A 9591-nucleotide genomic window follows, 5' to 3' on the forward strand; every position below is an offset into this window, starting at 1 on the left:
AGGGATGCATCTGTCGTTATGGGTGAGATCCCGTGCCCTGACCTGACGACTGTCGATAGAGCCCGTGATTATGAATATAGGAGGCGACGGCCGGTGGTACCAGATGTGATATGTCCAGCCCCTTGTCCAGCGCATCGCGCACGGCGCTGGCCGACAAGTCAAGCGGCGGCAGCGCAAGGCGCAGGATTGTACCAGAGGCGGCCGTGTTTTGGGCTGACGATGTCAAGCGGCGCTGCCATTGTGCCGCAATCGCCGGGGGCAGCGACGCCGTACTGGCGCCGGGACGCATGGCTACGGCCAGGTGGGCCAGGGAAAACAGCGATTGCCAGCGGTGCCAGCGCTCGAGCTGCAACAGCGAATCGCCACCGATCAGGAACCACAATGGCACATCCGGGCCGATTTCCTGTCGGATTTCCGCCAGGGTATCAACCGTAAACGACGGACCCTGACGATTCAGCTCCCGCTCGTCCACTTCGGTATCCGGTTCGCCGGCAATGCCCAGCCGGACCATCGCCAGGCGGTCGGCGGCACTGGCCACCGTGCCGGCCCGATGATACGGATCACCGGCAGGCACCAGCCTGAGCCGTGTCAGCCCGGCCTCATGGCGAAACGCGCTGGCCATGCGCAGATGTGCGGTATGAAAAGGATCGAATGTGCCGCCAAAGACACCGACAACCGGATTGGGCACGATCAGGCGTCCTGTGTGGACCTGCCGTCCACGACCAGCTTGAGCAGACCGGTTTCGGGGTGAATGACCAGCCCGTGCACGGGGATATCATGCGGTACCAGCGGATGCTGGCGAATGACGCTGACGGTATGGCGTACGCTGTCCTCGACGTTGGTAAAGCCCTGCAGCCAGTTGTCCAGATCAATGCCGGCCGCGCGCAGGGTATCGATGGTCGCCGTGCTGACGCCGCGGGAAACCGCCGCATCGAGCACCTGTTCGGGATCGATGGCATTCATGCCACAGTCCATGTGAGCCACCACGCAGATCTCGTCGACCCGGAGCTGATAGATGGCCACGACGATGCTGCGCATGACGGAACCCCAGGGGTGCGTTACCAGTGCGCCGGCGTTCTTGATCAGCTTCGCATCGCCATTCTTCAGGCCCATGGCCTTGGGCAACAACTCAACCAGTCGAGCGTCCATGCAGGCAAGAACCAGCAGGTTCTTGTCGGGAAACTTGTCCGTTTTGAACTGTTCGTATTCACGATTGTCTACGAATGTCCGATTGTGTTCGAGCATGGTGCCCAGCACGCTCATCGCGGTACTCCTTGCTGGCCGTTGACCGGCACCGGCTTCTGGCCAGTGTCCGATACGGCGGGTTTCGATTGCGCTGATAGTAACGCGAGAACCGTCGCAAGGCTACGCTTGCCACGGCGAGGCCGAAACGGGCTGGTCCGGGTCCAGTCCGTTCGGTCAGTTCGGCAAGATTGTGTGAACTCATTCGCTACGCTTTTGTCATTACCTAAGGTCGGCCATTGATTTCAAAGAGGAATCATCACTGGCAGATGCCGTACCCGTGGTCAAACCAATAACAACATCCTCCTCATTACATGCACTGGCTCGAAGGAATAATGTCATGGATTTGTCTGAACTGAAGAAAAACGCCAGCAAGGCAGCCGCGCTGCTGAAGAGCCTGGCCAACGAAGATCGCCTGATGTTGCTGTGCCAGCTGGTTTCGGGCGAAAAGGCCGTTTCCGAACTGGAGAGACTGACCGGCATCCGGCAACCCACCCTGTCGCAACAACTGGGTGTTCTGCGCAACGAAGGTCTGGTGGCCACCCGGCGTGACGGCAAATGGATCTTCTACAGCGTGGCCAGCCGCGAGGCGATGTCCATGCTGTCGACCCTGCAGTCACTCTACTGCACCGAGTCGATCCGCCGGCACGAACTGGCCGATCGCAAGGAGCTGGCGACCAGCCTCTGAAGGCATCTGAATGCAGGCAATATCTTCTAACCGATTTGCGTGCATGATGGTCGTGATGCGGAATATCATAGCTGCATGAAGAAAAAGCTCCTGCTCACTACCCTTTCCCTGAGCCTGCTGCTGTCGGCCGGACGTGCCGACGCCGATCTGCCTGATCTCGGCGACATTTCCCAGGCCTCCATGTCCCTTGCCGATGAGGTGCAAATCGGCCGCAGCGCCATGCAGGCGCTGCGGCAGCAGGACGCCATCAGTGACGATCTCGAGCTTAACGATTACATCAACGCCCTGGGTGGCCGACTGGCCGCCGGCGCGATCGGCAGCGGGCTGCACTTCACCTTCTTCGTCGTCAACGACAGCGGTATCAATGCCTTTGCGATGCCGGGCGGCTACATCGGCGTCAACAAGGGACTGATTCTCGCCACACAAAGCGAAGGCGAGCTGGCTTCGGTGATCGGCCATGAAATGGCCCACGTGACCCAGCATCACATGGCCCGCATGCAGGCCAATACCCTGCCGAACCAACTGACGCTGCTCGCGACCCTGGTTGCCGCGGCCCTGGCATCCCGGGCGCACAGCTCGGACGCGGTATTCGGTACGCTGAACGCCGGTATCGGCCTGACCCTGGCCAACCAGCTGTCCTTCTCGCGTGATTTTGAGCGCGAGGCAGATCGGGTTGGCATGCAGTATCTGAGCGCGGCAGGTTTCGATGTGCGCGACATGCCCGCCTTCTTCCAGCGTCTGCAGCAATCCGAACATCTCAATGGCGGCGATGCCTATGCCTTCCTGCGCACCCACCCGGTCACCGTGGAACGGATCAGCGAGGCACAAAACCGGGCACAGGATGCGCCGGTGCGCATGCGGGTCAGCAGCACCGACTATCTGCTGGTGCGTGAAAAAATCCGCAACCAGATTCTCGCCCCGGCCGAGGCGGTCAAGTTTTATCAGACCGCACTGGCCAACCGGCAGTATCTCAACGAGGGCGCGCAGTGGTATGGGCTGGCCCTGGCAAGGCTGGGACAGCATGATGCAGCCGCTGCCGGCAAGGCGCTGGCCAGAGCCAGACAGTTGTTGCCGGAGCGTCCGATGTTCTTCAGTCTCGAGGCCTCGATCGCGCGCAGCAGCAAAGACTGGAATGCCGCACTCGCGGCCTACCGCAGCGGCCTGGCCCGCTTCCCCGATAACCGGACCCTGGGCGAAGCACAGATCGATCTGATGATTCAGACCGGTCAGCGCACCGCGGCGCTGCAGGCCATTCGCGCCATGCAGCTCAACACCCCGACCGACCCCGTGCTGTTCCGGCTGCAGTCCCGGCTCTACACCGAAAGCGACAAACTGCGATATCACGCAGCATTGGGCAACGCACTCTACTATGAACAACAGTATGAGCCCGCAATGGAGCAATTCCGCCTGGCAAGCCAGGCCCCGGGTGACGACTTTTATCTGCGTTCATCCATTGAGGCCCGCACCCGGGAACTGGAAAAAATCCTCGCCGACCGCAAACGGGATGGCACCGCGCAAGGGGGCGGCGGGCAATAGCAGAAATGCAACATGCTGCGGCGCGGCAATTGCAGAAATGCTATCGGGTTGGCGCGGAAACCCAAAAAAGCTATTCCAAAACGAACATCATTCGTTTTAAACTCAGTCCTACGCTTACGTTTTTTTCCAAAACGAAAAATAAATATAAAAACGAACAAAAGATCACTGCAAACAGAAGAAAATGTTCACAATTGAACATTTGCCTTACGCGAAGAACCAGGTCGGCACCAGGCCGACTACAAATGATGAGGATGTAGAAATGGCTGAAAGCTTGCCGCAAGACATTGATCCGTTGGAAACCCAGGAATGGCTGCAATCGCTTGAATCCGTTCTGAACGCCGAAGGTCCCGAGCGTGCCCACTTCCTGCTGGAGAGCATGGTTGAGCGCACCCGCGAACGCGGCGGCCACCTGCCGTTCCACCTGACCACCGGCTATCAGAACAGCATCCCGGTTGGCCGCGAAGCCAAATCCCCCGGCAATCACGAGCTGGAAAACCGCATCTGCTCGATCAATCGCTGGAACGCCATGGCCATGATCCTGCGTGCCGGCAAGAAAGACCTGGAACTGGGTGGCCACATCGCCAGCTTCCAGTCCTCCGCCACCCTGTACGATGTCGGCCTGAACCACTTCTGGCGCGCCCACAACGACGAACAGGAAGGCGATCTGGTTTACTTCCAGGGGCACATTGCCCCTGGCATCTACGCCCGTGCCTTCATGGAAGGCCGCCTGAGCGAAACCGACCTCGACAACTTCCGCCAGGAAGTCGACGGCAAGGGCCTGTCCTCCTACCCGCACCCGTGGCTGCAGCCGGACTTCTGGCAGTTCCCGACCGTCTCGATGGGTCTTGGCCCGTTGATGGCCATCTATCAGGCCCGTTTCCTCAAGTACCTGGAAAGCCGCGGGCTGGCCCGTACGCCGGGTCGCAAGGTCTGGTGTTTCTGCGGCGATGGTGAAATGGACGAACCGGAATCGCTCGGCGCCATCAGCCTGGCTGCCCGCGAAGGTCTGGACAACCTGATCTTCGTCATCAACTGCAACCTGCAGCGCCTGGACGGTCCGGTGCGCGGCAACGGCAAGATCATCCAGGAGCTCGAAGGCGAGTTCCGCGGTGCCGGCTGGAACGTGCAGAAAGTCATCTGGGGCAGCCGCTGGGATCCGCTGCTGGCCATGGACACCAAGGGCCTGCTGAAAAAGCGCATGGACGAGTGCGTCGACGGCGACTACCAGACCTTCAAGTCCAAGGACGGCGCCTACGTGCGCGAACACTTCTTCGGCAAATACCCGGAACTGCGCGCCATGGTGGCGAACATGTCCGATGACGAGATCTGGAGCCTGAACCGCGGCGGCCACGATCCGCACAAGGTCTATGCCGCCTACCACGAAGCCACCACCAATGCCGGCGGCCGTCCGACCGTCATTCTGGCCAAGACCATCAAGGGTTATGGCATGGGGGCTTCCGGCGAAGCCCAGAACACCGCTCACCAGGCCAAGAAGATGGACCTGGAGTCCCTGCGTCGCCTGCGCGACCGCCTCGGCATCCCGGTCTCCGATGAAGACCTGCCGAGCGTACCGTATTACAAGCCGGCCGAAGACAGCCCGGAAATGCGTTACCTGCATGAGCGCCGCGCCGCACTGGGCGGCTACCTGCCGCAGCGCAAGCCGGTGAAGGCACCGCTGGCGGTACCGGGCCTGCACCTGTTCGACGCCATGCTGAAAGACTCCGGCGAGCGCGAATTCTCCACCACCATGGCCTTCGTGCGCATGCTGGGCTCCCTGCTCAAGGACAAGGGCATCGGCAAGCAGATCGTGCCGATCGTGCCGGACGAATCGCGTACCTTCGGCATGGAAGGCATGTTCCGCCAGTACGGCATCTGGTCCTCCATCGGCCAGAACTACGTGCCGCAGGACCACGACCAGCTGATGTTCTACAAGGAATCGAAAGACGGTCAGATCCTGCAGGAAGGCATCAACGAGCCGGGCGCCATGTCGTCCTGGATCGCCGCGGCGACCAGCTACGCCAACAACGGCATCCCGATGATTCCGTTCTACATCTACTACTCGATGTTCGGCTTCCAGCGCATCGGCGATCTGGCCTGGGCGGCAGGCGACATGCGTGCCCGCGGCTTCATGCTCGGCGGTACCGCTGGCCGTACCACGCTGAACGGTGAGGGCCTGCAGCACGAAGACGGCCACAGCCACATCCAGGCCGGCCTGATCCCCAACTGCATCAGCTACGACCCGACCTTCGCCTACGAACTGGCGGTGATCCTGCAGGATGGCCTGCGCCGCATGTACGTGGAACAGGAAGACGTCTTCTACTACATCACCCTGATGAACGAAAACTACGCGCATCCGGAAATGCCGATCGGTGCCGAAGACGGCATCCTCAAGGGCATGTACCTGCTGCGCGACGGTGGTGAATCCCAGGTCAAGGTGCAACTGATGGGCTCCGGCACCATCCTGCGCGAAGTGATTGCCGCGGCCGACCTGCTGCGCAACGACTTCGGCATCGGCGCCGACATCTGGAGCGCCACCTCGTTCAACCTGCTGCGTCGCGACGGCATGGCCGCCGAGCGCTGGAACCTGCTGCACCCGACCGCCGAGGCCCGCGTGCCTTACGTGACGGCACAGCTGACCGGCCGCAGCGGTCCGGTGATCGCCGCAACCGACTATATCCGCAACTACGCAGAGCAGATCCGCGCCTATGTCCCGGGTCGCTACACCGTGCTGGGCACCGACGGCTTCGGCCGTTCCGATTCGCGCCAGCAACTGCGCAAGTTCTTCGAAGTGGACCGCTACCACGTCGCCGTGGCGGCCCTCAATGCCCTGGCGCAAGAAGGCAAGATCGAGCGTGCCCGGGTGGCCGAGGCCATCGCCCGCTACGGCATCGATGCCGACAAGCCGGCACCGTGGACCGTCTAAGCCCTTTCGAAGACATCCGGCGCCGGGTCTGACCCGGCGCCCACAGTGGAACCAGACAACATGAGCAATTTGATCGAACTGAAAGTACCGGATATCGGCGGCCACAGCGGCGTTGATGTCATCGAAGTCTTCATTCAGCCGGGCCAGCAGGTCGCCATCGACGACTCGCTGCTCACCCTGGAAACCGACAAGGCCACCATGGAAGTTCCGGCCAGCCATGCCGGCGTGATCAAGGAAGTCCTGATCAAGGTCGGCAGCAAGGTGTCCGAAGGCGACGTCATCGCCCGCATCGAAGCCAGTGATGCCGCCGTCGCAGCCGCCCCGGCCGCCGAAGCTGCTCCGGCGCCGACTGCTGCGCCGGCACCCGTCCCGGCACCTGCGCCGTCGCCGGCCCCGGTGGCGGCCCCCGTTGCCGCGCCGGTCGCTGCCGTCAGCCTGCCCGACAGCAGTCACGTCGATCAGGCGCACGCCGGTCCGTCCGCCCGTCGCCTGGCGCGCCAGCTCGGCGTTGACCTGAGCAAGGTCCAGGGCTCGGGTCGCAAGGGACGCATCGTCGAAGAAGACATCAAGGCCTACGTCAAGAGCGTCATGTCCGGCGCGGCCAGCGCTCCGGTCGCCGCGTCGACCCAGGGTGGCGGTGCCGGTCTCGACCTGCTGCCGTGGCCGAAGGTCGACTTTGCCAAGTTCGGCCCGGTCGACAGCCAGCCGCTGTCGCGCATCAAGAAGATCTCCGGCGCCAACCTGGCGCGCAACTGGGTCATGATTCCGCACGTCACCCAGTTTGACGAAGCCGACATCACCGAGATGGAAGCCTTCCGCAAGAGCATGGGCGAAGAACTCAAGGCCGACGGCGTCAAGCTGACCCCGCTGGCCTTCCTGATCAAGGCCTGCGTGGCCGCTCTCAAGAAGTACCCCGAGTTCAATGCCAGCCTGGACGGTGACAACCTGGTCCTCAAGCAGTACTTCCACATCGGCTTTGCCGCCGATACGCCAAACGGTCTGGTGGTGCCGGTGATCCGCGACGCCGACAAGAAGACCCTGATCGAACTGGCGCAGGAGTCGGCCGCGCTGGCGAAGAAGGCACGCGAAGGCAAGCTGACCCCGAACGACATGCAAGGCGGCTGCTTCAGCATTTCCAGCCTGGGGGGCATCGGCGGCACAGCCTTCACCCCGATTATCAACGCGCCGGAAGTGGCGATCCTCGGTGTCTCCAAGGCGGCCATCAAGCCGGTCTGGAACGGCAAGGAATTCGCACCGCGCCAGATGCTGCCGTTGTCGCTGTCCTACGATCACCGCGTGATCGACGGTGCCTCTGCGGCCCGCTTTACCAGTTACCTTGGCCAGGCGCTGGCGGACATCCGCCGCCTGATGCTGTAAGTGGAAGAATCCATGAGCAAAATCGTTGAACTGAAAATCCCGGACATCGGCGGCCACAGCGGCGTCGATGTGATTGAAATCTTCGTCAAGGCCGGCGACACCATCGCGGTGGAAGACGCCCTGCTGACCCTGGAAACCGACAAGGCCACCATGGACGTGCCGGCAGCCGAAGCCGGCGTCATCAAGGAACTGCTGGTGCAGGTCGGCAGCAAGGTATCCGAAGGGGATGTCATTGCCCGGCTGGAAGTCGCCGAGCAGGGAGGGGTCGCTTCGGCGCATACCCACACCGGCGAAACCCCGAGCGAAGCCCCGGTGGCCCAAAGCCACAGCGGCGGTGCCGACATCGAGTGCGATGTCCTGGTACTGGGCGGTGGCCCCGGCGGCTATTCCGCCGCCTTCCGCTCCGCCGACCTCGGCCTCAAGACCGTCATCGTCGAGCGCTTTGCCACCCTGGGCGGTGTCTGCCTCAACGTGGGCTGCATCCCGTCCAAGGCCCTGCTGCACAACGCCGAGCTGATGGACGAAGTCATGGAGCTGGCGGCCAACGGCATCAAGTTCAGCAAGCCGGAAATCGACATTGATGCCCTGCGCGGCTTCAAGGAAAAGGTCATCGGCAAACTGACCGGTGGCCTGGCCGGCATGGCCAAGGCCCGCAAGGTCGAGATCGTGCGCGGTATCGGCACCTTCGTCGATCCGCACCACATTTCGGTCGAACTGACCGCGGGCGAAGGCAAGGCCACCACCGGCGAGAAGCAGGTCGTGCGCTTCAAGCATGCCATCATCGCGGCCGGCTCGCGCGTGGTGAACCTGCCGTTCATCCCGCAGGACCCGCGCATCATCGACTCCACCGGCGCCCTGCAACTGGCCGACATTCCGCAAAAAATGCTGATCATCGGCGGCGGCATCATCGGCCTGGAAATGGGCACCGTGTATTCCTCGCTCGGCACCCGGCTGGATGTGGTCGAAATGATGGATGGCCTGATGCAGGGGGCAGACCGCGATCTGGTCCGCGTCTGGCAGAAGCTCAACACCCATCGCTTCGACAACATCATGCTCAAGACCAGGACCGTGGCGGTCGATGCCCGTGAAGACGGCATCTGGGTCACCTTCGAAGGTGAAAACGCACCGAAGGAACCGCAACGCTACGACAAGGTGCTGGTGGCTGCTGGCCGCGCGCCGAACGGCAAGCTGATCGGCGCGGAAAACGCCGGCGTGATCGTCACCGAGCGCGGTTTCATTCCGGTCGACAAGCAAATGCGCACCAATGTGCCGCACATCTTCGCCATCGGCGACCTGGTCGGCCAGCCGATGCTGGCCCACAAGGCGGTGCACGAGGCACACGTTGCTGCCGAAGTCATTGCCGGCCACAAGGCCTTCTTCGATGCCCGCGTGATTCCGGGCGTGGCCTACACCAACCCGGAAGTGGCCTGGGTGGGCATGACCGAAGAAGAAGCCAAGAAGGAAGGCATCGCCGTCGGCAAATCGGTCTTCCCCTGGGCCGCCTCCGGTCGCGCCATCGCCAACGGCCAGGAAGAAGGCTTCACCAAGCTGCTGTTTGACGCCGAGAGCCACCGCATCATCGGTGGCGGGATCGTCGGTGCCCACGCCGGCGACATGATCGGTGAAATCTGCCTGGCGATCGAAATGGGCTGCGATCCGGAAGACATCGGCAAGACCATCCACCCGCACCCGACCCTGGGTGAGTCGATCGGCATGTCGGCCGAAGTGTTTGGCGGGGTCTGCACCGACCTGCCGCCACAGCGCAAGAAGTAAGCCCGGCCAGGAGGACAGTCAGCAGGCCAGCCCTGCGCCTGCCCTCCTGCCG

General features: G+C 62.4%; 7 protein-coding genes. 5 read left to right on the forward strand and 2 right to left on the reverse strand.

All coding sequences use genetic code 11. From position 1 onward, the window contains the following. Nucleotides 1–16 precede the first annotated feature (16 nt). Both nadD and AACH39_RS12075 read right to left on the reverse strand, forming a co-directional pair. Nucleotides 17–688 (reverse strand): nicotinate-nucleotide adenylyltransferase, encoded by a 672-nt coding sequence (gene nadD, locus AACH39_RS12070; RefSeq protein ID WP_252346121.1) that lies wholly within the window; start codon nucleotides 686–688, stop codon nucleotides 17–19. A 2-nt stretch (nucleotides 689–690) separates the two neighbouring features. Continuing rightward, entirely contained in the window at nucleotides 691–1263 is a 573-nt protein-coding gene (locus AACH39_RS12075) for a carbonic anhydrase (RefSeq protein ID WP_215779308.1), read from the reverse strand. A gap of 319 nt (nucleotides 1264–1582) precedes the next feature. Here AACH39_RS12075 and AACH39_RS12080 point away from each other — a divergent pair, with 319 nt between their 5' ends. The 5 genes from AACH39_RS12080 to lpdA all read left to right on the forward strand — a co-directional run bounded on the left by AACH39_RS12080 (nucleotide 1583) and on the right by lpdA (nucleotide 9539). Continuing rightward, nucleotides 1583–1930 (forward strand): metalloregulator ArsR/SmtB family transcription factor, encoded by a 348-nt coding sequence (locus AACH39_RS12080; protein WP_338620117.1) that lies wholly within the window; start codon nucleotides 1583–1585, stop codon nucleotides 1928–1930. Nucleotides 1931–2005: 75 nt separating this feature from the next. After that, the gene (locus AACH39_RS12085; protein WP_215779303.1) at nucleotides 2006–3466 is read left to right on the forward strand and encodes a M48 family metalloprotease; all 1461 of its coding nucleotides are present in this window, start codon (nucleotides 2006–2008) and stop codon (nucleotides 3464–3466) included. A gap of 259 nt (nucleotides 3467–3725) precedes the next feature. Next, nucleotides 3726–6389 (forward strand): pyruvate dehydrogenase (acetyl-transferring), homodimeric type, encoded by a 2664-nt coding sequence (gene aceE, locus AACH39_RS12090; protein WP_215779300.1) that lies wholly within the window; start codon nucleotides 3726–3728, stop codon nucleotides 6387–6389. 60 nt (nucleotides 6390–6449) lie between these two features. Beyond that, nucleotides 6450–7766, forward strand: coding sequence for a dihydrolipoyllysine-residue acetyltransferase (gene aceF, locus AACH39_RS12095; RefSeq protein ID WP_338620120.1), 1317 nt, complete (start codon nucleotides 6450–6452; stop codon nucleotides 7764–7766). Nucleotides 7767–7778: 12 nt separating this feature from the next. After that, the gene (gene lpdA, locus AACH39_RS12100) at nucleotides 7779–9539 is read left to right on the forward strand and encodes a dihydrolipoyl dehydrogenase (protein ID WP_215779296.1); all 1761 of its coding nucleotides are present in this window, start codon (nucleotides 7779–7781) and stop codon (nucleotides 9537–9539) included. Nucleotides 9540–9591 lie beyond the last annotated feature (52 nt).

This window comes from Paludibacterium flexuosum (assembly GCF_037076605.1).
In the GTDB taxonomy this organism is placed as follows: domain Bacteria; phylum Pseudomonadota; class Gammaproteobacteria; order Burkholderiales; family Chromobacteriaceae; genus Paludibacterium.